At 61.8% G+C, this 22595-nt stretch carries 19 protein-coding genes; 9 read left to right on the top strand and 10 right to left on the bottom strand.

Going from position 1 to position 22595, the window contains the following annotated elements:
* Positions 1-103 precede the first annotated feature (103 nt).
* The gene (locus RHP72_RS27255) at positions 104-1831 is read right to left on the bottom strand and encodes an FAD-dependent oxidoreductase (protein ID WP_003943176.1); all 1728 of its coding nucleotides are present in this window, start codon (positions 1829-1831) and stop codon (positions 104-106) included.
* A 33-nt stretch (positions 1832-1864) separates the two neighbouring features.
* A complete protein-coding gene (locus tag RHP72_RS27250; protein WP_003943163.1) occupies positions 1865-2872 on the bottom strand; it encodes a diiron oxygenase in 1008 nt (335 codons plus the stop codon).
* 277 nt (positions 2873-3149) lie between these two features.
* Here RHP72_RS27250 and RHP72_RS27245 point away from each other — a divergent pair, with 277 nt between their 5' ends.
* Positions 3150-3992 carry an SDR family oxidoreductase gene (locus tag RHP72_RS27245; RefSeq protein ID WP_397517601.1) on the top strand — a complete coding sequence of 281 codons (843 nt, stop codon included), beginning with the start codon at positions 3150-3152 and terminating at the stop codon, positions 3990-3992.
* A gap of 96 nt (positions 3993-4088) precedes the next feature.
* Here RHP72_RS27245 and RHP72_RS27240 read toward each other — a convergent pair whose 3' ends face one another.
* Complete coding sequence (locus RHP72_RS27240; RefSeq protein WP_311094057.1) at positions 4089-5327, bottom strand: DUF222 domain-containing protein; 1239 nt, start codon at positions 5325-5327, stop codon at positions 4089-4091.
* 457 nt (positions 5328-5784) lie between these two features.
* Positions 5785-5904 carry an LPXTG cell wall anchor domain-containing protein gene (locus RHP72_RS27235; protein WP_117435002.1) on the bottom strand — a complete coding sequence of 40 codons (120 nt, stop codon included), beginning with the start codon at positions 5902-5904 and terminating at the stop codon, positions 5785-5787.
* 526 nt (positions 5905-6430) lie between these two features.
* Here RHP72_RS27235 and RHP72_RS27230 point away from each other — a divergent pair.
* A complete protein-coding gene (locus tag RHP72_RS27230) occupies positions 6431-7054 on the top strand; it encodes a hypothetical protein (protein ID WP_063315512.1) in 624 nt (207 codons plus the stop codon).
* Between the two features lie 671 nt (positions 7055-7725).
* Here the strand turns inward: RHP72_RS27230 and lanKC are convergent.
* Entirely contained in the window at positions 7726-10344 is a 2619-nt protein-coding gene (gene lanKC / locus RHP72_RS27225; RefSeq protein WP_311094056.1) for a class III lanthionine synthetase LanKC, read from the bottom strand.
* A 332-nt stretch (positions 10345-10676) separates the two neighbouring features.
* Between lanKC and RHP72_RS27220 the strand changes: the two genes are divergently transcribed.
* Genes RHP72_RS27220 through RHP72_RS27210 form a run of 3 tightly spaced genes read left to right on the top strand, consistent with a single transcriptional unit; the run spans position 10677 to position 13300 of the window.
* The gene (locus RHP72_RS27220) at positions 10677-11870 is read left to right on the top strand and encodes an acetyl-CoA C-acyltransferase (RefSeq protein WP_311094055.1); all 1194 of its coding nucleotides are present in this window, start codon (positions 10677-10679) and stop codon (positions 11868-11870) included.
* A 28-nt stretch (positions 11871-11898) separates the two neighbouring features.
* Positions 11899-12660, top strand: a complete 762-nt coding sequence (locus tag RHP72_RS27215) for a 3-hydroxyacyl-CoA dehydrogenase (protein ID WP_003942978.1) — start codon at positions 11899-11901, stop codon at positions 12658-12660.
* A 13-nt stretch (positions 12661-12673) separates the two neighbouring features.
* Complete coding sequence (locus RHP72_RS27210) at positions 12674-13300, top strand: TetR/AcrR family transcriptional regulator (protein ID WP_051649542.1); 627 nt, start codon at positions 12674-12676, stop codon at positions 13298-13300.
* Between the two features lie 86 nt (positions 13301-13386).
* On the opposite strand, the gene RHP72_RS27205 is transcribed toward RHP72_RS27210, so the two are convergent.
* Both RHP72_RS27205 and RHP72_RS27200 read right to left on the bottom strand, forming a co-directional pair.
* Complete coding sequence (locus RHP72_RS27205; protein WP_003943212.1) at positions 13387-15009, bottom strand: long-chain fatty acid--CoA ligase; 1623 nt, start codon at positions 15007-15009, stop codon at positions 13387-13389.
* A gap of 101 nt (positions 15010-15110) precedes the next feature.
* A complete protein-coding gene (locus RHP72_RS27200) occupies positions 15111-16796 on the bottom strand; it encodes a dihydroxyacetone kinase family protein (RefSeq protein ID WP_209448062.1) in 1686 nt (561 codons plus the stop codon).
* 54 nt (positions 16797-16850) lie between these two features.
* Between RHP72_RS27200 and RHP72_RS27195 the strand changes: the two genes are divergently transcribed.
* Together RHP72_RS27195 and RHP72_RS27190 are read left to right on the top strand one after the other, a co-directional pair.
* Complete coding sequence (locus RHP72_RS27195; RefSeq protein WP_047269365.1) at positions 16851-17714, top strand: patatin-like phospholipase family protein; 864 nt, start codon at positions 16851-16853, stop codon at positions 17712-17714.
* A complete protein-coding gene (locus tag RHP72_RS27190) occupies positions 17711-18565 on the top strand; it encodes an LLM class flavin-dependent oxidoreductase (RefSeq protein WP_054186995.1) in 855 nt (284 codons plus the stop codon). The genes RHP72_RS27195 and RHP72_RS27190 overlap by 4 nt, the downstream gene beginning before the upstream one ends.
* A gap of 1 nt (position 18566) precedes the next feature.
* On the opposite strand, the gene RHP72_RS27185 is transcribed toward RHP72_RS27190, so the two are convergent.
* Positions 18567-19577, bottom strand: coding sequence for a low specificity L-threonine aldolase (locus RHP72_RS27185; RefSeq protein ID WP_007730456.1), 1011 nt, complete (start codon positions 19575-19577; stop codon positions 18567-18569).
* Between the two features lie 335 nt (positions 19578-19912).
* Between RHP72_RS27185 and RHP72_RS27180 the strand changes: the two genes are divergently transcribed.
* Both RHP72_RS27180 and RHP72_RS27175 read left to right on the top strand, forming a co-directional pair.
* Positions 19913-20443, top strand: a complete 531-nt coding sequence (locus RHP72_RS27180; protein ID WP_099697175.1) for an HNH endonuclease — start codon at positions 19913-19915, stop codon at positions 20441-20443.
* Positions 20444-20462: 19 nt separating this feature from the next.
* Entirely contained in the window at positions 20463-20720 is a 258-nt protein-coding gene (locus RHP72_RS27175) for a WhiB family transcriptional regulator (protein ID WP_003943196.1), read from the top strand.
* A 4-nt stretch (positions 20721-20724) separates the two neighbouring features.
* On the opposite strand, the gene RHP72_RS27170 is transcribed toward RHP72_RS27175, so the two are convergent.
* Together RHP72_RS27170 and RHP72_RS27165 are read right to left on the bottom strand one after the other, a co-directional pair.
* Positions 20725-22146 (bottom strand): DUF2252 domain-containing protein, encoded by a 1422-nt coding sequence (locus RHP72_RS27170; protein ID WP_047269369.1) that lies wholly within the window; start codon positions 22144-22146, stop codon positions 20725-20727.
* An 80-nt stretch (positions 22147-22226) separates the two neighbouring features.
* On the bottom strand, positions 22227-22550 hold the full coding sequence (locus RHP72_RS27165; protein WP_003942947.1) for a DUF6292 family protein: 324 nt from the start codon (positions 22548-22550) through the stop codon (positions 22227-22229).
* Positions 22551-22595 lie beyond the last annotated feature (45 nt).

Here is a 22595-nt window from a genome sequence, read left to right as displayed (position 1 = left end):
TTTTCGCTGAGTGGGACGCTGCCGGAACGCAGACGGCCCCGCCGGGCAGACGAGTCTGCAGGCGGGGCCGTGTGCGTGAAAGTAGCTGTTTACCTGTAGCGGATCAGCGAACGCGTACAGGTCGACCGAATCGACGCGTCGGTTTCACCCGGGCCGCAGCGTCGAGGATGGAGGTGATCTCGACCTGATCCAGAACCTTTTCGCGGGCACGATCGTGCGCAGCGCCGCGTTCCAGTTCCGCCTTGTCGATGGCATGCCAGCCCTCGCGGTCGACGACGTCGGACTGTCGCGCCCGGACCAGACGATCGACTGCGGAGTCGTCTGCGACCGGGTTGGTCAGGCGTCCGTCGTTGAAGTCGTCGACGAGCATCCTGATCGTTTCCTGCGCGCAGGACTTGTTGGTGCCGATGAACCCACTCGGTCCGCGTTTGATCCAACCGGTCGCGTAGACCCCGGTGGCGGGATCACCGTTCGGAGCTTCGAGGACTCGGCCGTTCTCGTTCGGAATGACCGACGCACGCTCGTCGAACGGGACGCCGGGGATGGGCACTCCGCGGTAGCCGATCGAGGTGAGGACCAAGCCGGTATCGATGGTCTCGGTATCGCCGGTTGCTTCGATCTGCACGGTTCCGTTGGCGTCGACAAGAGCGTTGCGAGCGAACTCGATTCCGCTGACCTGATCGTCGCCGGTGATCGAGGTCGGCGTGAGCAGGTAGCGCAACGTGATGCGCTTGTTGCCGACGTCGACGTGATCGCGGTTCTTCAGGGCTTCGAGGAGACGCAACTTCTGCTCGACGGCATGCGGGAGTTCGCCGCGTTTTGCCAGTTCTTCGGTGGCCGAGTCGAGAACCATGTCGTCGGGTCCGACAGAGAGTTCGATGTCCGGCAGTGCCATCAGGCCGGTGAACTCGGGGACCGTGAACGCGGACTGCGCGATTCCGCGTCGACCCACGATGACAACTTCTTCGACGCGACTCTTCCGCAGAGCGGCGAGTGCGTGAGCGGAGATGTCGGTACCGGCCAACTTCTCGGGATCGGCCGTCAGAATGCGAGCGACGTCGAGCGCGACATTTCCGTTTCCGATGATGACCGCGCGGCGATGTGAGAGGTCGAAGACGTCGTCGGCGTGATCGGGGTGGCCGTTGTACCAGGCTACGAAGTCGGTGGCCGAGGCCGTGCCAGGCAGATCAGCGCCCGGAATGCCGAGACCACGGTCGGACGAAGCGCCGACTGCGTAGAGCACCGCATGGTGATTTTCGAGCAGTTCGCTGTGCGAGATGTGCTTGCCGATCTCGACGTTGAGGTAGAACTCGAAACCCTTTTGTGCGGCGATCTTGTCGAACAAGCGAGTGACCTGCTTGGTCTTCTGATGGTCCGGAGCAACGCCGGCGCGAACCAAGCCGTAAGGCACAGGAAGGCGATCGAAGACGTTGACCTGCACGTCAGGCTGAGTCAGTAACTCGTCCGCGGCGTACATCGCCGACGGTCCGGAACCGACGATGGCAACGCGCAACGGCGGTCGGCCCTTGTCGACGTGGGCTGCCGGGATGACCTTGGCGAGAAGCGGCCTGGGTCGCTCTTCCTTGTAGAAGTCCGCATTGATGGACAGGAAGACTCGCTGCGGGTCGGTCAGCTTCGACTCGGGGACGATGGCGTCGACCGGGCAGGCCGAGACGCATGCGCCACAGTCGACGCAGGCCTGCGGATCGATGTGCAGCATCTCGGCGGTGAGGAAGTCCGGCTCGTCCGGCGTCGGATGGATGCAGTTGACCGGGCAGGCGTAGACGCACGAGGCGTCGCTGCAACAGGACTGCGTGACTACGTGTGGCATGGCGCTATGAGTCCGATCTCGACTGTCCGGGAGCTACGCGGCGGCGTTGTGCGAGCTGCGGTGAGGTTCGCTACGGAAGCGTGATGCGCGGCCGTCCATCTTGCAGGCCTTCCACACCAGGCGCGAGGCACGGTTCATCAGGCCGGTGTCGGTGGCCAGCATGCGGACGTCACCGAAGTAGTTGCGCAGGGTCTGGCGCGACTCGGGCAGATCCCAGAACAGGTCCTTCTTCACGGACTTCGGGATGTCGAACTGCTTCCAGAAGGACTTCGGCGGGATGACGATGGCGTCACAGAGAATGCGCATGACGATCGGGAACAGCAGCGAGAGGACGAACCGGTTCGGGCGTGACATCAGCGGGATGCGACGGCTCAGAAGCTTGTGCGCGAACGAGATGTGACGCGCTTCCTCGGCTACGTGGATGGCCATGACCGACTGCATGATCGGGTGGATCTGGCCGCCGGCGCGCAGGATGCTCTTCTGAATGTGGTCGATCGGCTCTTCACCGGCGAGGACACCGACGAAGAACAGTTCGGGGAACGGACCCGCAGCGAGGGGAATGAAGGGCGCAAGCATCTTCATCGGACGGCTCATCCCGGGAGCGTCGGCACCGATGCGGTTGACCATCTCCTGGAACATCATCGTGTGGTTGCACTCTTCGACCGACTCGTGCGTGCAGTAGCGCGCCTCGGCCGAATCGTTGGGCAGTGAGAAGACGTACTGCATCATGCCGCGGATCAGAATGTTCTCGAACTGGAGACCGACCTTCGCGACATTGGCCTGGCGCCACATGCCGATTTCGATCTGCCTGGCCTCGGACTGCGACTGGTACCACGGGTGTGCACCCAGCGGGTCAGTCTCGGCCGGGAGGATCCAGCGGCGATCGTTCGGGACGACGGCAAACTCGGGGGAGTCCCAGTCGATGTCGAGGTACGGGTCGAAGTGCTTGTGCACCGAGCCCTCGGACAGGAGTCGAAGCGTCTCGTTGTACGAGTCGTCGGATGCTTCTCCGCGCTTGTCGAGCGGCGATGTGAGCGTCATGGCGTCTCCTCTTCGTTTCGGTCACCGCTGGTATTTCTCGCGGTGTTCGGTGGAATCGAGGGCCGGTTGTGTGATCGCTGGCACTCGGTCTGGATTTAATGTAACCCGAGGTATCAGGAAAAGCTAGTGGCAGATACTCCTGAATCCCGATGAATTCTTGACACGGCCGAAACGGCGCCATAACTTACTTTTGAGTAATTTCCGCGGTGCGTCCGAAGTGGGCTGTTCAGGGACGGGTTCGCACCGAATCGCACGCGAAGATCGAACCGAGGCCGACGTGATCAGATCGATTCTCAGCAATATTGCATTGAGTCCGCCGACGCGTCTGCGCTCACTTGTTCCGTCTCGCGGCGTCACGCTTTCCGACAAGACCATCGTCCTGACGGGAGCCTCGTCGGGGATCGGTGAGGCGACAGCTCATCTATTGGCTCGTCGGGGAGCCGAGATGATCCTGGTCGCGCGCGGTGAGGAAAACCTCGAACACGTACGGGACGAGATTCACCGCAGGGGAGGATGGGCACACATCGTGCCTGCGGACCTCTCCCGCGGTGAAGCCGTTGACGAACTCGCGGCGACGATCGCGGATCGATTCGGGTCGGTCGACATCCTCGTCAACAATGCGGGTCGCTCGATCCGGCGCACCGCGTTGGATTCGGTCGACCGATTCCACGACTACGAGCGCACCATGGCGCTGAACTACTTCGGGCCGACAAGACTGACGTTGCGGCTACTGCCCGCGATGCTCGAGGCGAAGTCCGGACACATCATCAACGTCGGAACCTGGGGAGTCACTGCGGGCGTGATGCCGAGGTTCAGTGCCTATCACGCGTCGAAGTCTGCTCTCAGTGCCTTCGGCCGAAGCCTCGGCGCGGAATGTCACGGCACCGGTGTCGATGTCACCACAGTGCAATTCCCACTCATACGAACACCGATGATCGCGCCGACGGCGGATTACGTGAGCCAGCCGGCGCTGACGGCCGATCAAGCTGCATCGTGGATCTTGAGGGCGATCAATACGCGTCCCGTCGAGCTGTATCCGCGGTACGCGGGGCTGTTACGAGCGATTGACGTTGTATCCCCTTCTGCCACTGACGCTCTCGTGCGAAGGGCCGGGATCTGAGGGGCTGGGATTTGAGGGGTTGGGATCTGACCAGAAACGTGCACCAGCACCGGGGCATGGTTCGTCCCCGGTGCTGATGTATTCGATTGTCGCGGTTCAGGCTGCTGTGGGTGGGCTGTTCCCGCCGATCGGCTGTTGATACGGATCGATCGACATGGGTGGATAGAACACCGTCTTCCGATCCGGGCCGATCTCGACACGCCACTCGGTGTGGTGCATCGTCCGGTGGTGATGACCGCACAACAGAACCAGGTTGTCGAGATCTGTTGGGCCACCATCGTTCCAGTGAACAATATGATGGGCATCGCACCACCCCGACGGAGTCCCGCACCCCGGAAACGCGCACCCGCCATCCCGGACGGCCAGTGCTCGCCTTTGCGGAACCGTCGCTGTTCTCGCTTCCTTGCCGCAGTCGAGCGGAACCCCGTTCTCATCCAACAAAATTCGCGTCACGGTGCAGTCGCACGCCAACATCCGCGCGGTATCGATACTGATGGGGCCCACCCAATCCGTCCACGCGAAACCCAGTTCCTGAGTCGACGGCAAGAGGTCTTTCAACGCTTGCAGGTCCGTCATGTCTATCGCCGACGCAGTCACCGTGATGTGCGGTTTCACCCCGCCCTCGATCGGACCCAACCCCGCCCGCTCGTACCGCCGCAACAATTCGCAGAACCCGTCCGCCCGTCGTAATGCCGGCGTACGGGTGTCCTTCACGCCGTCCTTCTCCGGCGTCGGCGCAGACAGGCTCGACAACAACGTGATCAACCGGGCCCCGTTGATCGCATCCAGATCCCCCTTCACAGTGACCCGCCCGTACAAGCCTTTCGAGGCGTAGAACTCGTTACGTTCGGAATCCTCGCCGACCGGGATGCCGTCCTCGCGCTTGCCGTACTGCTTCTCGATTCGGCGGATCGCTGCCCGCACTGCATCGCAATCCGCAATGTTCTTCGACGCCAACGACAACAAAATCCCGCGAGCCTTGTCCACATCCGCCAGGGTCATGTTCTTCGGCGGATGCTGACAAAACGACGCCACCTGCCGCGCCTTCAACGCATCCACGTCACCGCGATGAAACGCATCCGCGACAACAGGTTCGAGCATCAACAACCGCGCCAACCCGACCAGCAGACTGCACTCACCGATCTCCAGATTCGTCGAACCATGCAACCACTGCGCGATCGCCCGAAAACCCTTCCCGCCGAGAACTTCCCGGGAAAACATCTCCACGATCAACAACACCATCCGCGACTGCAACTCGTGCCGGGCGCGCACCAGATCGAGAACCTCGCTCTTGAGGCCCTCACCATCCAGTTGCCACGCATCCCGACTGTCCATGCCGAAAGCATAATCGAACAAAGTTTCGAACACAAGAGAATGTGGATCGAAAATTGCTGCTATCAAATCGATTTCGACATTTCGGACAGTCGGCTATAGGCGGGTCGCCGACGTAGTCCACGTGCGCCGACGAGTGCGAGCGCCACCATCAACCCGGAGCGCAACAGCATCACGTCGGAATTGTCTGAGCCCCAGCACATTGTGTAATCGGCGTCGATCATGTTGCCGCCTGTCCCCGGCAAGCGCATGGGTCCAGCCGAGCACCAGGCCCAGGAGTGTCATCGCCAGCGTGATGGGAACGAAGACCACCAGGACCCGCAAGAAATGCCCTCGAACAAGGCTGGTGGATTCGCGAAGATCGACGAGTAGTGGAAGCGCCGGACACGACGGACACCGATTTATTACTCATCGGTCTGGTGTCGAGTGCGCATCTGCAGTCCCGAGCCAAAACCAATCTTCAGCGCTTCCGGCGGCCGAACAATACGCCGACAGCCGAGATCATGATCAGCGCCACAAGAACGACGACGATGTGCGACCTGTCCGCGGCCGGTGCCACCGTTTCGCTTTCTTTGGTCACTGCATCAGTGAATGTACAGCTTATGCCTGGAGGGAACCATCCCCAGAAGTCTGTAATTCCTGCCGCTACCCTCTCCGCCCGGTCGGGAAGGAGATAATTGAATCGTGATGGGATTCCATAGTGATCAATGCACCAGCTGGGCTGATGTTGGAGGCGCAAAGAAAATGCGTCCAACAAATAGACCAAGGTTAGTGCGATCAGCGATATTGCTAAAGACGCTTGGCTTGCTCGTAATAATCGAATCTTCACGACTCGCCCGCAACAGTCACGTCATCATGAGGTGACGATGGTATTGGTTGCTGCGATCCACCGAATCCAGCCGTGCTCAAAATTGACCTGTCGACTTTGGGAGTCGCCGAGCTCTCCTGACATCGGTAGTTCAAATCGACCATCCTCGCAGCCCTGCCTCCCATAGTCAGCAAAGATAGCACCGTGGACACTTTCTCCGTGCCGAGAAACAATCGATCGTGAGATCGGGGAAGTGGTTACTGCTAGTCCGCGACAAACAGCTCGCTATTCTCATCGAATGGATCAGGCAGTGTCGAACTCGCAGGCAACGAGAAGGTCCGGTGCTCTTCGTTGGGTTGTTTTGGTAAACGCACTTATCGCAGCGTCGGCGTCGGCGATGTATGTCGCAGCGAAATGCCATCTCACCTGGCCCGAACCTGCGGATAGTGCACTCTCGATCGCCGGTGCGGTCGTTCTCTGGGTCCTCACGGCGAGTGTTGCAATCGTGCTGCTCGGAGTGTGCTGGTGGCAGCGACGCCCATGGTTGTGGTCCGATGTCGCTGTTCCGGTTCTCGTGGTGATCGCACTCGGGATCGCGGCCGCGGGGCAGCCACATTTCGATCAGTATCGGGCAGACTTCGAAACCGTTGCACAGCAACTACTTCAAGAACCTGACGATCCCTATTCCGATGGGTATCATCGTGATCTACGAATCGGCAGATTCGATATCTCCTATGCCAACGTCAGCAGTGAAGCCCACGTCTATTTCTATGACGCACGAGATGGATTGGACATCTTGGACAATCCCGGCTGGGTGTATGCACCCGATGGTGTGTCCGACAAGACCTTCAATCAGCTCCGGCTGGAAGACATCGGGGGCGGATGGTACCGATTCCCTCATCTTGTCGTTGACAGCTATTGAAACTCAAACCACCAGACCCTCCGCTCGAAGTCTCGGGCGAATGTGGTGACGCCGACCAGCATTCCTGAGGCGAAGGGAAGTAGGAGTACGAAAAGCGTCGTGAAGGTCAAGGCGGTGGCGGCGCGGCAACCGCCACCCCCCGTCGTACCAGCGCGAGCAGATGTCCCTGAAGTCCCAACTCTCGCCCCAACGCTGAACGAACCAGCCCGAAAGTGCGGCTGTCAGGATCAGTAGGAATATCGTCGCCAGTGACCATGCGATCTACCCTCGGCATTGCCCGCCAGGCCGCACACATCATCGGCGAATACAGCTCGGTGAAGTGCGGATGCGTCTCATGATGAAACAATATTGTTCGTCTGATGATCCGCACGGATTCCGAAAGCCGATACCCCGGACTTGCTCCGAGGTATCGGCCTGAGGTCAGAGGCAGAAGAAACTGAGGGAACTGATTGCCGCGTTCTGCTCGAGTTGGCCGGCATCTCCGACGTTGCCGGCGGCGACTGACAGATCTTGAAGGGAGAGAATAGCGTCCATTGTCATTTCCTTTGTTGATCGGCGTTCTTGCCGATGGATTTGATCGATCGAGTTTGCTTGCGGTGTTGATTTAATTCCAGGTTTTTCGCCTGGTACTTCTGTGCTCCAATCTTCCGGGGTGATAACTTTCCGAACAACTAGGAGATGTGGCAGTTCGACACGCACATCAGTGGAAACGACTGTCGGACAGTTGGCAATCCGGCATGACGGAGCAATGCCAGTATTCCCGCGGATCCGGTTGCCCAGTCTGTCGAGAGTCTCAGGTTCTGTTCACCTGGAAAGTGCAGGCCTCCTGCGTGATTGAGGCTGTGCAAGCCCAGAAGCTGAAACTGCTGTGCAAGCGTCTGTTCACAATCGGCGCCGGCGTATGGAGTCTTGGAGAGTTCGCTGAGAAACAGAATCAGCCCGGCTCGCCCGTTGAGTAGTCCGGCTTGGGCAGTGAATTCGACTGTGGCGGCGCGGGATATCGCACGCACCGCAGCTGCGTAACGCGGTTCGTCGACATGGCGCAGAAGTTGAAGAAGTACCAGGCCCACACCGACAGACCCGGATCCGAGATACGGCATCGTCCGGCGCTCCTCTCTCAGCTGCATCGACCCGTCAGGGCACATCGACATCACAGACAGATCGATGTCGACGAGCTGGCGTGCGTGTTCCAGCGATCGAGGATCACCACTCAGTTCGTAGTGGCGAGTCCAGAACAGTGCTTGTCCGCTCGGTCCCCGCATCAGCCCACCTCGGCCGGCCACTGCCCAAGGTGTTCCGCCGGCGTCGCGGACATGCAAGCGAGCAGCTGAAATTCGTTCGCGCAGAGTTTCAGTCACGACGGCGAGAGCGGGTGACACGATCGGCCGTGAAACCGATTCCTCGAGTAGGAGGCAACCGATGCCGGAAAGGCCGTCGAAGAGGCTGGAGTCGTGCTCGTCGAGTGGAGCTTTGCACAAAGTCTCTACCCATCTGTCGGCAGTCGAGTGTCGCCCTAGTTGCCGAAAGGTATGCACCGCACCCGCGAGCCCGTCGAAGAAGCCGAACTTTGGTTGAGTATCCGAATCAACTTGATGTTCAGTCCATTCCAGAACTGACTCCAAGGTGTCTGCGGGAAGTACATCGGCGAGCAGGTTTCCGCACGAGCCGTGAGCAATGCCGTAGCCGTTCACTTCGAACTGGGCGATGTCACCGGGAAAGAGTCGATCAGGGCGGGAGAGATCAAGCGAGGCGAGGATGCCGCAGCGCAATAGAGCGGCCGCCCGTTGCAGGTTTTCCCCGGGCGACGTGTCCCAACGATGCGGGCGATTCTCCGGTTCCGGCGCCTGTACGTCGAGCATCGAATAGAGCGAGGCACCGAAGGCACGAGGAAGATCGAAGCGAGACACCGCATAGTCGATGAGTTCGGGAATCTTGTTGCAATCGAGAGGGAACAATGTAGTAAGTGGAACAAAGAGTCCCAGCTCGATGCATCCCAACGAGTATCGATCCGCCGCGATTCCTGTCAACTGTCGAGGTGCTGTGTATCCGGGGGCTCCGGTGGACCGGGGCGGATGCTCGTCGATGTTGTGGGCCATCTCGAAGTCGATGATCCGAATACCGGACGGTGAGCACATGACGTTGCCAGGGTGAAGATCGGCATGAACGATTCCGGCGTTGTGGAAGCTCTCGACTGCGGTAGTCAACTGTTGTGCAATGTCGAGTGCCCAGGTTCTGTATTCCGTTCGGGAACTGAGTGTCTGGTCGGCGCGTATCAGTGGGTGGCGGAGCGCAACTTCCTGATTCAGTGGAGTGCCGGCAGCGCGCTCGGTGACAAGGAAGTGGTGTCCCTCGCGCTCGAACAAGCTGATGGCAGAAGGTGTGTACGGGTTGTCGGCAAGGTGAGTCAACTTGTCGTACTCGTTACGGATGCGGTCGATTGCGTACCGGCCGTTTGCGTCCGGGGCGGTAAAGGGACGGCCTTCTTTGATGACCAGATCGATGCCGGCGTCGTCGAATGCGGAGTAGATCCCCCCGCTGTTGCTGAAGTGCAGGGCTTCATTGATCGAATAGGGGAATTCGTCATGTGATTTCAGCTTGTCTTGCTGCGCGCGAACGAAGTCCGGGATTTGTACCCAGTCCGGAGTTCTGAAGGAAGTGCCGCGCACATCGGGTTCGAGCGATCCGTCAGGACGCCGAATTGCCGGGACGCGATCGCCGAATGAATCGTAGGTCTGCATGGGCAGATACGCGCCGTACCGTAAGTAGAGCGGTCCCCGGTTCCATCGCACATCGCTGAGGATGTACGGCCCGTCGGCACCGGTGACAAGCTTGTCCAGTTCGGTGATGACACGTTGTGTGGCAACACCATCCGCCGGATAGATCGTGATGAATTTTCCGCTGGAAGTTCGATTGGCCTGCTTGCTGTTGGACAACATGAGGTCTGCTGCCGTCCGAAGAAATTTGAAAGGCACCAGATTGTGGCCGCAATACGCGGAGACGGTATCGAGCAGCTCCTGCGCGTTGGCTTGGGTAGCGGAGCAGTGAATCTTCCATCCCTGTTCTGGCAGCACGCTGTCAGGCGGTTGGAAGTAGTTCCACGGTCCGCTTTGGGGACCGCGCCGCCAGAGTGACCAATCCACCGACTTCGCGGGGATAAAGTGCTGGTCAGTTGATGTATCTGGTTGGGTGACCGTTCTGATTCGGTCGTAGAAATGCGAGTCGGCACGCGTGAAGGCAACGTATCGCAGGTCCACGCCAAACCTCCCGGTCAGTCCCCCTGCGGTTGTCATCGATTGGTGCCACGCCCCGAATCCCCTGTGGCTTGGATTGCTTGTGGCGGAAGGTTATCCGATTCCGGACATTTCGGGCGAAGATTGAAAACCTATCATTCGAAAGTACTAATGAATGGCGTGGGCCAGGCGAGGTCACTGATCGCCCAGCTTTTAGTCGGCCGCATTTGTTTCGAGTTCGGAGGCCCCCTCTTGACGAGAGGATCAAGTCGGTGGTAGTTCTTTAGCGAGCGCTAAGTCAGGGTGCTCCCTCGATCTCGGTCCGGTACCCGGCGCCACGAAACTCGGGTGCCGGACCGCCCCAGCAATGCACGTCCTCGAAGGGAACGAAGATGACCAAGGCAGTGATCGTCGATGTAGTCCGGATCGCGTCCGGCAAGGGAAAGCCGGGCGGAGCACTGTCCGGGACGCACCCTGTCGAACTGATGGCCCACGTTCTGCGTTCCATCACCTCGCGAAACGGCCTCGACCCCGCCCTGGTGGACGACGTGATCGGCGGTTGCGTCGGCCAGGCCGGTGAGCAGGCGCTCAACATCACCCGCAGCGCGGTCCTGTCGGCAGGGTTCCCCGAGTCGGTACCCGCCACCACGATTGATCGCCAGTGCGGATCAAGTCAGCAAGCTGCGCACTTTGCGGCGCAGGGCGTGATCGCCGGGGCCTACGACATCGTGATCGCGGCAGGCGTCGAATCCATGAGTCGTGTCCCGATGGGTACCACGACGATGGGGAAGGACGCTTCCGGTCCGGGCGTCGCGGCTCGCTACCCCGAAGGCCTGGTCAACCAGGGAATCTCTGCAGAATTGATCGCCGCCAAGTGGAAGCTTGACCGCGACGCTCTCGACGCATTCTCCGCGCAGTCCCACCAGCGGGCAGCAGAGGCAGCGGCGAAGGGGCTCTTCGACAAGGAGATTCTGCCGATCTCGGTGACCAACGCCGCCGGTGAGACCGTCTCGCATACCGTCGACGAGACGGTTCGCGCGTCCACTACCGCCGAGGGCCTCGCCGGCTTGAAGCCGTCGTTCTACTCGGAGAAGTACGCGCAGCGCTTCACCGAGGCACAGTGGTCGATCACTCCCGGTAACTCGTCTCCGCTCACCGACGGCGCGTCCGCAGCACTGATCATGAGCGAAGAAATGGCGTCGAAGCTGGGGCTGACGCCGCGAGCACGCTTCCACTCCTTCTCGGTCGCGGGCGACGACCCGATCTTCATGCTCACCGCGCCCATCCCGGCCACCCACAAGGTGCTCGCTCGCGCGGGTCTGAGCATCGACGACATCGACACCTACGAGGTCAACGAAGCCTTCGCTCCCGTTCCACTCGCCTGGGCTCACGAGTTCGGCGCCGACCCGGCAAAGCTCAACCCGTGGGGCGGCGCGATTGCACTCGGCCATGCCCTGGGGTCCTCGGGTACTCGTCTGCTGACCACGATGGTCAACCACCTCGAGGCCACCGGCGGACGCTACGGATTGCAGACCATGTGCGAGGGCGCCGGCATGGCCAACGCCACAATCATCGAACGCATCTGAAACACATAACCTTTCGAAAGGAACTCTCATGATCGTCAACGACAGCGTCGCCGTCGTCACCGGTGGAGCATCCGGCCTCGGCCTGGCTACGACCAAAGCCCTTCTTGCCGACGGTGCCAGCGTCGTCATTATCGACCTTCCGTCGTCCAACGGTGAAGCCATCGCCAAGGAACTTGGCGACCGGGTCCGCTTCGCGGCGGCAGACGTCACCGACGAGGCTGCGGTCACCGCGGCACTCGACGTGGCCGAGTCCCTCGGACCCCTGCGCGTGGCAGTCAACTGCGCCGGAATCGGCAACGCAGTCAAGACGGTCAGCAAGAAGGGCGCTTTCCCGCTCGACGCGTTCAAGAAGGTCATCGACGTCAATCTGATCGGCACCTTCAACGTCCTTCGTCTTGCTGCGGAACGTATTTCGAAGACCGAGCCGATCGACGGTGAACGCGGTGTCATCATCAACACCGCTTCGGTCGCAGCGTATGACGGCCAGATCGGGCAGGCTGCGTACTCCGCGTCGAAGGGCGGCGTCGTCGGTATGACGCTTCCCATCGCCCGTGACCTCGCGTCGCTGCTGATCCGCGTCAACACCATTGCACCAGGCTTGTTCAAGACCCCGTTGCTGGCCGGACTGCCCGAAGCAGCCCAGGCGTCGTTGGGTCAGCAGGTGCCTCACCCCTCTCGCCTGGGTGATCCCAGCGAGTACGGCGCGCTTGCTGCGCACATCGTTTCCAACCCCATGCTCAATGGTGAGACGATCCGCCTCGACGGTGCAATCCGTATGGCACCGCGGTAATTTCGGCTATCACATGACTGGCGAGGTGGAGTCGGTGAGCTCGGTGGCAGTGGACTGGAGGTCCTTCCCGCCGCTGGTGATGACCGACATCCTGATGGCTTCGCTCGAGCTGTTCGACGAGAATGGTTACCACGGCACGACGGTGCGCCAGATTGCCAATCGTGTCGGGGTAACCGTTCCCGCGCTCTACTATCACCACGCGAACAAAGAGGCAATTCTCGTCGCTTTGTTCGAGGTCTCGATGAGTGAGCTGAATACCAGAACCGAAGCGGCAGAAGCGGAGGCCGGCGAAAATCCGGTACGACGCTTCGCCTTGGTGGTGGAGGCGATTGTTCTCTATATGACCCACCGGTCGCGGCATGCTGCGTTGGACACCGAGATCCGGCATGTCTCACCGGAGAGTCGAAGTCGGTACGCCGCCAGTCGTAAGCGGCTCGAGTTGCTGATGCGCAGGATCGTCGACGACGGTGTGGCATCGGGAGATTTCGCGGTCACCGATACCGAAGAGACCGTCCGGGCAATACTCGGTATGGCGCAGTCACTGCCGCGTTGGTTCCAGACCGGCGGTCCGATGTCGCCGTCGCAATTGGCGCAGAAGTACGTCGACATCGCTTTTCACACGGTCGGCTATCGGCCGTAAAGTGCCTCGCTCGTGAACGAAGGTGGGAAACAGGTCGAAAACCTGTTGCCCACCTTCAGTATTCAGACTTCGGCATTCACTCGGTGTCAGAGTCGCGTAACTTCGAGTCCGCCCTCGTGGTAGTCGGCGCGAAGGCGTTTCTTGTCGAACTTGCCGACGCTCGTCTTCGGGACTTCCTGGACCACGGCCCAGTTCTCGGGCAGCTGCCACTTGGCAACCTTGTCCGAAAGGTACTGTTGCAGTTCGGACATGGTGGTTTCGGAACCAGCGCGAAGAACAACCGCAACCAACGGGCGCTCGTCCCACTTCTCGTCCGGCACGCCGATGACGGCAGCTTCGGTGACGTCAGGGTGACCCATGACGGCGTTCTCGAGGTCGACCGAGGAGATCCATTCGCCGCCGGACTTGATGATGTCCTTGGAGCGGTCGGACAGGCTCAGGAAGCCGTCGGCCGTGATGGATCCGACGTCACCGGTCTTGAGCCAGCCGTCGTTGAACTTGTCTTCCGCATCGACGCCGTAGTACGACCCGGTGATCCAAGGGCCGCGCACTTCGAGCTCGCCGACGGAAACGCCGTCGTGTGCAACAACTTTGCCGTCGTCGTCGATGAGACGCGCCTCGACGGATGCCGGGAATCGACCCTGCGAGTAGCGGTACTTCCACATCGCGTCGCCGGTGACACCGGCCGGCGGACGGGCAACGGATCCGAGCGGGGAGGTTTCGGTCATGCCCCAGGCGTGCAGGACGGAGACGTTGTGATCGGCTTCGAATGCGTGCATGAGGGCCGGCGGTACCGCGGACCCACCGATCAGAACCTCACGCATCGAGGAGATGTCCTGCGGGTTCTGCTCGAGGTAGAGGTGCAGGCCCTGCCAGATGGTGGGGACGGCCGCGGCGAACGTCGGCTTCTCGCTGGCGATGATCGCAGCCAACGGGGCAGGCTGGAGGAAGCGGTCGGGCATGATCAGCGAAGCACCGATCATGAACGCGGCGTAGGGAAGTCCCCACGACATGGCGTGGAACTGAGGCACCACGGCGAGCGCACGATCGCCCTGCGCGAGGTTGGGGCCGTCGCTCATGCAGACCTGCATGGAGTGCAGGTAGATCGAACGGTGGGAGTAGACGACGCCCTTGGGGTCACCCGTGGTGCCGGACGTGTAACACATTGCGGCAGCGCTCAGTTCGTCGACCTCGGGCCAGTCGAACTCGGTGGGCTGATCGGCGATCAAGCCCTCGTAGGTGTGAACCTGCACTCCCTCGGGAGCTTCGAGTCCTGCAGTGGAGGAGCCGGTGACGACGATGTGTTTGACGGTGGTCAGCGACGGAAGCTGCGGAGAGAGAAGCGGAATCAGGGACGGGTCGACGATGATCACGCGGTCCTCGGCGTGATTGGCGACATGGATCAACTGCTCGGGGAACAGACGAATGTTCAGGGTGTGGAGCACAGCGCCCATCGAGGGGATCGCCAGGTACGCCTCGAGGTGCTCGGAGTTGTTCCACATGAACGTGGCGACTCGCTCGTCGCCCTCGACGCCGAGCCCGCGCAGGGCGTGCGCGAGCTGAGCACAGCGCTTGCCGACGTCAGCGTAGGACACACGGCGCGGGCCGGACTCGGTCCACGTGACAACCTCGGAGGCGCCGTGAACGGAGGCACCGTGGCGGAGAAGTTGAGCAATGGAGAGGGGGGCGTCTTGCATGGTGCTCAGCATGGGCTGCTCCTGTGTGGTGTGTGAGACCGGTGCTTTTGCCCACGGGTCGTCACAAACGATGTGCTGTGGCTGCCAGATTAGTCACAGCCCCGAAGTGCTCGCTAGTGACCCACTGCACTGGCGAAGAACCACGCTATGAGTAGCGCTCCCGGATCGACTACTCCGCGAGCGGCTTCGCCCACATAACTTGCACGTCCGCGGTTCGCGAGCATGGTTTCGGTCGACTCCGCCCCGGCCGCTGCGGCTTCCGCTGCGCTCGCCAGCGCAGCATCTCGATCGGCTTCCGAGCTCACGGATTGCTCCAACGACTCGACCGCCGGAACTATCGCGTCGACCATCGTCTTGTCGCCGACGCGTGCGCCGCCGAGCGAGGTGATGTTGTCGAGTCCCGCTCGCGCTGCAGTCGCGATCGCGCCGAGATCGAGTTCGGAGGCCGCCGAGTCTGCGGCAACGCGGAAGAAATGCCGGAACCAGATGCCGAACAATGCGCCGGAGGTGCCACCGGCGTGGCCGAGGTACGCCTGTGAGACTGCATCGAATATCGTTGCGGTGGAGTACGTGTCACGGATCGCCGAGATGTCGAGTTGATCCAGTGCGGCCACCATGTTGGTCCCGAAATCGCCGTCGCCCGCTCGTCGGTCGAGATCGGTCAGTGCCGGTTCCTGATCCAGTACCTTCTCGGCCCAGTCCGCAATCCAGCTTCCGACGAAGCTGCTTTCGGCGGTGCGTGAGGTGTCGGGTGTGAATGTGGGACCGAAAGATTCGCGCGTGCCCATGCCGGTGTACTCACGCGCTATAGCATTCGGCCAGGCGGGCGCTTTTGTTGGTGCGTCCCATAATTCGAGGATTTCTTTGTCTGTGCGAACAAGGGTGATGGACGCGCCGGCCATGTTCAATGCAGTGACGAAGGTTCCGATCAGTGTCCGCTCGATGTGAATTCCCTGTTCGTCCAGATAATCTCCGAGTTCGGCGAACAGAAGTTGCAACTCCAGCGGGTGGGTGGCGCCGAGACCGTTGACGACGGCGATGACGCGGTCGCCTTCGGCGAGACTCAGGGACTTGATGATCGGGTCCGTCAGCCGCCGCACCAATTCCGGTGCGGGCAGGGCGTCCACGCGTTCTGTGCCGCGTTCGCCGTGGATGCCGATACCGAGTTCCATCTGACCCGCCGGCAAGTCGAACGACGGCTCGTCAGCCCCCGGCAAAGTGCATGGGCGAAGGGCGACGGCCATGCTCCGAGCGGAGTGCGCGACGTGTTGTCCAATCCGGGTCACCTCGGCCAGGTCGTCGCCGCGGGCGGCGGATGCGCCGCAGACCTTCTCCACCACGATGGTTGCCGCAGTACCGCGTCGCCCCGGGCCACTGCCGTCTGCGCGTTCGGTCGCGACGTCGTCGTCGACCAGGACGACGTCCGTATCGATCTTGTCCTCGCGTAGCAACTCTCGGGCGATACCGAAGTTCATCACGTCGCCGGTGTAGTTCTTCACGATGTGAAGGACGCCGCCGCCGGCGTCGGCAGCCTTGGACCCCTCGTGGATCTGAAGTGCATTGGGTGAGCTGAAGACCAATCCGGGGCAGACGGCTGTGAGCATTCCTTCGCCGATGAATCCGGCGTGCATGGGTTCGTGGCCTGAACCGCCGCCGGAGACGAGCGCGACCCGTCCGCGGGGAAGTGGCCTTGCGCGTGTGAGGTACCCAGGGTCGGGATTCCACGCGATGTCGTCGGTGGATGCGATCAAACCACGGAGTGCGTCGGGAACAAATGTCTTTGCGCTGCGCATGAACATCACTTCAGAGTAGGTCTAACGTCGACTTCGGGCACGGATCACGATCGACGAGAGGTGGACGGCGTGAAATTGGGGTTGGTACTTGCCGGTGGCGGCGTTGCGGGAATCGCCTGGGAAACAGGTTTTCTGTTGGGCCTTCAGGACAAATCACCGGACACTGCCGCTGCGCTGCTGACGGCGGACGTGTTGATCGGCACTTCCGCAGGTTCCACGGTGAGCGCTCAGATAGCGAGCGGCGTGACACTGCAAGAGCTTTTCGACGCACAAACAGCGGAGGCGACCGGCGAAATCGACCCGAAGGTCGATGTCGAGGTACTCGGTCAGATGTTCGTCGACGCGATCGCAGGATCGCAGGACCGGGCCGAGCAGCTCCGTTTGCTCGGCGAAGCAGCGATGAGAGCCGATACCGTCGAACCTGCCGTGCGTCGCGCGGTCATCGAGGCGAGGCTGCCCAATCGGTTGTGGCCCGACCGGGAGTTGCGCATCCCGGCGATCAACGCACAGACCGGTGAGTTGAGGGTGTTCGGCAACGCTGACGGCGTAGAACTGATCGACGCAGTCGGAGCAAGTTGCGCCGTACCAGGGGTGTGGCCGGTAGTCGTGATCGAGGGCGAGCGGTACATGGACGGCGGAATGGCGAGTGGCTCGAATGTTCATCTGGCTGCCGACTGCGATGTGGTCGTGGTTCTTTCACCCGCAGCCGACCCCGCCCCGAATCTGCTTGGCGGCAGTCTACGAGAGGAAATCGACGTGATGACGCCCTTGCCCGTGCTGCCTGTCTTCGCCGACGACGCCGTCGTCGAAGCGATCGGAACGAACTCGCTTTCACCGACAACCAGGCGCCCCGCAGCCGAACTCGGCCGCGAACAGGGCCGTCGAACCGCCGACGAGATCGCCGCGTTTCTGGTGACGGCATGAGCGCCGCACGGATTGCCGTCGTCGTGCGCCCGGAGCAATCTCCGGAAGATCTGGTTCGACATGCCAGGTATGCAGACGAAGTCGGTATCGACGAGGTCTGGTTGTGGGAAGACTGCTTCTTCGGCGGAGGAATAGCCACTGCTGCAACTGTATTGGCTGAGACCGATCGCGTGGGTGTGGCGATCGGTGTGCTGCCGACCCCGATGCGCAACACCGCGATCACGGCGATGGAGATTTCAGCGCTGGCCAGAGTTCATCCGGATCGACTACGGGTTGGCTTCGGTCACGGCGTTCAGAGTTGGATGCGGCAGATCGGGGCCAAAGCCGAATCGCCGTTGACCCTCCTGCGGGAGCAGTTCGGAGCAGTCGAGCGGCTACTGGGCGGTGAGTCGGTGACGGTGTCCGGTCGATACGTGAATCTCACGGACGTCACGCTGGCGTGGCCACCGGAGACGGTGCCGCAGTTGCTCGTCGGCGCCACGGGGCCAAAGACTTTGGCGCTCAGTGGCGAGTTGGCGCAGGGCACCGTGCTCTCGGGTGGGACGACCCCGGACGGCGTGCGTCGGGCGATCGCTCACATCGGGGCGTCGGATCACGAGGTCGTCGTCTACGTCATCTGTGCTTTCGGTTCCGGCGGTCGTGAGCGCGCCCTTGCCGAGGCCGCAGCGTCCGATAGCGAGTCGCCGGAGGATGCGATTGCCGTGGGCAACGCGGCCGAAGTCGCGGCAGCAACACGGCGATGGGTTGCAGCAGGTGCAACCACCGTGGCACTCCAACCGACTGTTGACGAGCCGGATGTCCGCGAGTTCATTCGCTTTGTCGCGCAGGAGGTTCAACCCCTGGTGGCGTAGTTCAGAAGGTTACTCTGGACAGAACCGCGTCGATGTCGGCAGTGCTCACGTCGCGATGTGTCACGAACCGAACCTTCCCGGCAACGGTGACCGCGCCGACATCGACAGCGGCGAGCTGAGCAACGGTGACCGACGGATCGGCTGTCGCGGCCAGAACGATGTTGGTGGCAGGTTCGTCGACGGCCCAACCGCGTTCACGAAGCCCCGACGCGAGGCGCTGCGCGTTGTCGTGATCGTCGGAGAGGCGAGCTTGTGAGCGCAACGCGACGATGCCGGCTGCGGCCAGCACTCCGCCCTGACGAACGCCGCCGCCGAGCATCTTGCGGATCCTTCGGGCTTCGGTGATCAATTCGGGTGATGCGGCGAGTATCGAGCCGACCGGCGCACCGAGTCCCTTACTCAGGCACACCTGAACGGTATCGGCGCCGGAAGTCAATTCGGTGGGCGAAACATCGAGTGCAACAGCGGCATTCCAGAGACGGGCGCCGTCGAGGTGAATCTTCAAGCCGCGTGATCGCGCTGCGTCGACCAGCTTCGTCCATTCGGTCGGATTCATGACGGCACCGCCGGCGAAGTTATGAGTGTTCTCGAGACAGAGCAGCGTGGTGTTCAACGCGAAGTACGGGCCGGGGGAGCCCGCCGCCTTCACGACAGTCTCGGGGGTGGGACGTCCGGGTCCGCCGTCGTGCGGCAACGCCATCGGCATTCCCTGGGCGAGCCAGGCAGCGGTGCCCAATTCGGAGCCCAAGACGTGAGAGTGTTCCGGTGCCAGGAACTGATCGCCGCGGTGAAGGTGCAGCATCAGCGCAATCAGGTTGCCCATCGATCCGCTCGGCACCCACAGTGCCGCCGGTAAACCCAGAGTGTGCGCCACCTCTTCCTCGAGCGCCGCCATGGTCGGGTCGTGATCGAGGACGTCGTCACCGACCTCGGCGTCGGCCATCGCCTTCCGCATCTCCGCATCAGGCTTGGTGACGGTGTCCGAGCGTAGGTCGATGTACGACGAAGTCATGGCTCATTCGATCAAGCCGCGTGTTCCGGCGTCAAACCGCGGTATTTCCAGGACGGCTCTTCCGGCCTGATAAATCGATATCGCTGAGGATGCTTTCCGTGTGATGATGAGCGCCGGCAATCGCCGGTGACGAGAACAAGAAGTGGAAGGGGACAGGCATGCGCGACTGGAAGCAAGCGTTGCACCTGCGCGGGCACTCACCCCGCGGTATTTCCCATCCCGCATTCGGGGAACAGAGCGGCGCTGGATATATGCCGTTCCCCATTTCTTGCATTTGCTCCTGACCCGTCTTCGTGTCCAGGAGTTTCACTCCTCGACGCGAACTGAGAACTCTCATGCGGAACCCGAACCGCGCACTTGCTCACAGTTGGATGAACCGCCCCGTCCGGGTACTCAACGCCACGTACGAGTACCTCGGTGAAGTGAGCGCCGATCGTGCGGTCGTCCTGATCGCCACCGGCTCCGCGCAGTCCACCGAAGACGTGACCCCGATATTTCCGGTGCGCTCCAAGCACGTCGAAATCCCACTGCCGAGGACGATCCTGCTCGCCGAGTACGTGTACGTTGCTCACCGGGTGACGGTCACCGATTCCAGTCGGGCCACTTTTGCCGGTGTCTTCGACCGGGACGGTCGTCAATGTGCGTACTGCGCCGCCCGGGCAACGACCATCGACCATGTCCAGCCGCGGAGCCGTAACGGGCCCAACACGTGGGGAAATCTGGTGGCGTGCTGCAGTTCCTGCAATCAGCGCAAGGCGGATCGCACTCCGGCCGAGGCCGGTATGCGGCTGCTGTGGGAGCCGAAGGCACCTCGGCGCATCGAGAAAGTGCAGCAGGAGATCTGGCGTGAATTGAGTCGGACGTGACAGTCGAAGGGAGCCAGTGATGTGCGCTGACGAAATCTCCAATTTGGCTGAGCTTTTGCCGATCTCGGACGACCGGACGTGGTGGCAGGCGGAATGCCGAGGAGACCCCGAGCCGGACCGGTGGTTTCCCTTTCCGTCCGAGGGATACGACTACGCGACCGACGTGTGCAACAGGTGCCCGATTGCGGAATCGTGTCGCGAATTCGCCTCTGCCACTGGCCAGACCGGAATCTGGGGAGGAGTGAAGTTCGAGCAGGGCAGGATCGTCGCGGCGTGAGGGATCAGATTCCCGGCTCCGCGGCGATCGTACCGGCCGATACCGCCCGGCACAGAGCGTCGTGGTCACGTTCGGTTTGATCGGCGTAGAGCCGAGCAAACCGGGTGAGGGCGGTATCGACCGCGTCCGAGGTTCCCAGGTAACCGGAAATCAGTGACGCGCCACTGGTTCGTGCATGCCCCTTGGCCAGTAGGCGACCGCAGATCGCGACATAGTCGGTCAAGGCCGCTGCATCGATATTGTTCAGGTCCACAGAACCTTTCATGTTCCGGAACTGACGGACGTAGTACTGGCGGTCGTCCACGGTGCACCACCCGAGCAGTGGATCGCTGACTGTCTGGAGAGCCTGCTGGTATTCCGCGACGCGTCGTCCTTGATGGTCGTGCCAGGCCGAGTCACCGTGCACGAAGGGTGCAACGACGGATCGGCGAGCCTGCTTGAGCTGCAAGAAGATGACGTCGTCCGGGATGCTCCCTTCGCACAGGGCCACATAGGCGCGCAGAGCGACACTCCCGACTCCGACAACCCGGTGCGCGACGTCGATGACGTTGTATCCCGAGACGACTCGGCGCCAGTGTGGTGCAAGGGTTTCGAGATACTCGTCCAGACCCTCCAGGAGGAAGTCGGTGTCCTGCGGCGTGAGTCGTGTTGTGAGCGGCGGGTTCTCGACCAACTGGCGCCGTCCGTGATCCTCGACGGTGAACCGCGGCACCGCATGGTCACTCGTACGCCGCCGGGCGCGCTCCGCGGCGCGCCTGATCTCGGCCAGCAACCCAGGATCGGTGACGTGGTCGGTGAGTCCGTCGAGATCGACCCGGTCGAAGGAGCGATCGAACAGCGGACGCTCGGAGAGCTTCGCCAAGTGGAGGCGATACGCGGACACACACGAGGTTGTTGCTGTTTCGCATTGAGCTTCGGTGAGACCGTTCTGCCGACCGGCCACCCAGATGCTCGCAGCCAGCCTTCGTAGATCCCATTCCCAGGGGCCGGGATGTGCTTCGTCGAAATCGTTGAGGTCTATGACAAGTTCGCGTTCCGGAGATCCGTAGAACCCGAAGTTTCCGACGTGCGCATCTCCACAGATGACGGGAGTGATGCCGGTGGACGGCAGCTGCGCCATGTCCTCTGCCATCAATCCGGCGGTACCGCGCAGGAATCCGTATGGCGAAGCGACCATTCGCCCCACACGGATCGGAACCAACCAGTCGAGTCTTCCCTCGTGTGCCGTGTTGACCTGATCGACCGGGTCACGTCGATCGGATGGGGGCGTCCAGTCGCCGAGCGACGATCGCGCCACTCGCTTGCGCAGGCCTTTCCCGATCTTGCGACGCTCACTGCGGGGCGTCTGACGCGCCCGCAAAGTCGCCCTGCCGTCCGGTTCGTTCTCGAGAGCCAGCTGACCGGCAGGCCTGTTCAGCGGGTCCATGTCGGGCTCTCTTTCGTCGGGCGTGCGAAACTCGCGCTCGATCTTATGCCCGCCGGATTGTGCGCCGCGCGACGAGTTCCTTAACTACCCGCCTGGGCAATCAACTCGACAGCGCGGTCGGCGCACAGTTCAGGATCCGGCATTCTCCCGATACCGAGGCATTCGACAACGGCGAACGACGCATCCGGTGTGGTTTCCACGCCGAGCGCCCACCCGAAGTAGTGATTCCAGGCGAGTACGGCTCGGTGGCCACTGTGCTGCGGAATCTCGCTGCCCAGAACGAGTACTGCGTCGAACGCGGGGCCGTCGCACCAGATGACCGATTCGGCGAAGGTGGAGCTGGCGACGGCGACTACGTACCTGTGACAAGTCGATTCACTCGGAATGGCGATGTGTGCACGCATGGTCGCTCCTCCGGCTCGGTTGCGATCGGAGGGTTCCCCGTTGCC

It is taken from the genome of Rhodococcus sp. SG20037 (genome assembly GCF_031763325.1).
GTDB classification, from domain to species: Bacteria; Actinomycetota; Actinomycetes; order Mycobacteriales; family Mycobacteriaceae; genus Rhodococcus_F; species Rhodococcus_F qingshengii.
This window is presented reverse-complemented; position numbering and strand designations above follow the sequence as displayed.

Bases quoted from the DNA above. Each gene is read 5' to 3' on its own strand.
- RHP72_RS27255 (WP_003943176.1), bottom strand. From the start codon at position 1,831: ATGCCACACGTAGTCACGCAGTCCTGTTGCAGCGACGCCTCGTGCGTC.
- RHP72_RS27250 (WP_003943163.1), bottom strand. From the start codon at position 2,872: ATGACGCTCACATCGCCGCTCGACAAGCGCGGAGAAGCATCCGACGAC.
- RHP72_RS27240 (WP_311094057.1), bottom strand. From the start codon at position 5,327: ATGGACAGTCGGGATGCGTGGCAACTGGATGGTGAGGGCCTCAAGAGC.
- RHP72_RS27230 (WP_063315512.1), top strand. From the start codon at position 6,431: ATGGATCAGGCAGTGTCGAACTCGCAGGCAACGAGAAGGTCCGGTGCT.
- lanKC (WP_311094056.1), bottom strand. From the start codon at position 10,344: ATGACAACCGCAGGGGGACTGACCGGGAGGTTTGGCGTGGACCTGCGA.
- RHP72_RS27220 (WP_311094055.1), top strand. From the start codon at position 10,677: ATGACCAAGGCAGTGATCGTCGATGTAGTCCGGATCGCGTCCGGCAAG.
- RHP72_RS27215 (WP_003942978.1), top strand. From the start codon at position 11,899: ATGATCGTCAACGACAGCGTCGCCGTCGTCACCGGTGGAGCATCCGGC.
- RHP72_RS27210 (WP_051649542.1), top strand. From the start codon at position 12,674: ATGACTGGCGAGGTGGAGTCGGTGAGCTCGGTGGCAGTGGACTGGAGG.
- RHP72_RS27205 (WP_003943212.1), bottom strand. From the start codon at position 15,009: ATGCTGAGCACCATGCAAGACGCCCCCCTCTCCATTGCTCAACTTCTC.
- RHP72_RS27200 (WP_209448062.1), bottom strand. From the start codon at position 16,796: ATGTTCATGCGCAGCGCAAAGACATTTGTTCCCGACGCACTCCGTGGT.
- RHP72_RS27190 (WP_054186995.1), top strand. From the start codon at position 17,711: ATGAGCGCCGCACGGATTGCCGTCGTCGTGCGCCCGGAGCAATCTCCG.
- RHP72_RS27185 (WP_007730456.1), bottom strand. From the start codon at position 19,577: ATGACTTCGTCGTACATCGACCTACGCTCGGACACCGTCACCAAGCCT.
- RHP72_RS27180 (WP_099697175.1), top strand. From the start codon at position 19,913: ATGCGGAACCCGAACCGCGCACTTGCTCACAGTTGGATGAACCGCCCC.
- RHP72_RS27175 (WP_003943196.1), top strand. From the start codon at position 20,463: ATGTGCGCTGACGAAATCTCCAATTTGGCTGAGCTTTTGCCGATCTCG.
- RHP72_RS27170 (WP_047269369.1), bottom strand. From the start codon at position 22,146: ATGGACCCGCTGAACAGGCCTGCCGGTCAGCTGGCTCTCGAGAACGAA.
- RHP72_RS27165 (WP_003942947.1), bottom strand. From the start codon at position 22,550: ATGCGTGCACACATCGCCATTCCGAGTGAATCGACTTGTCACAGGTAC.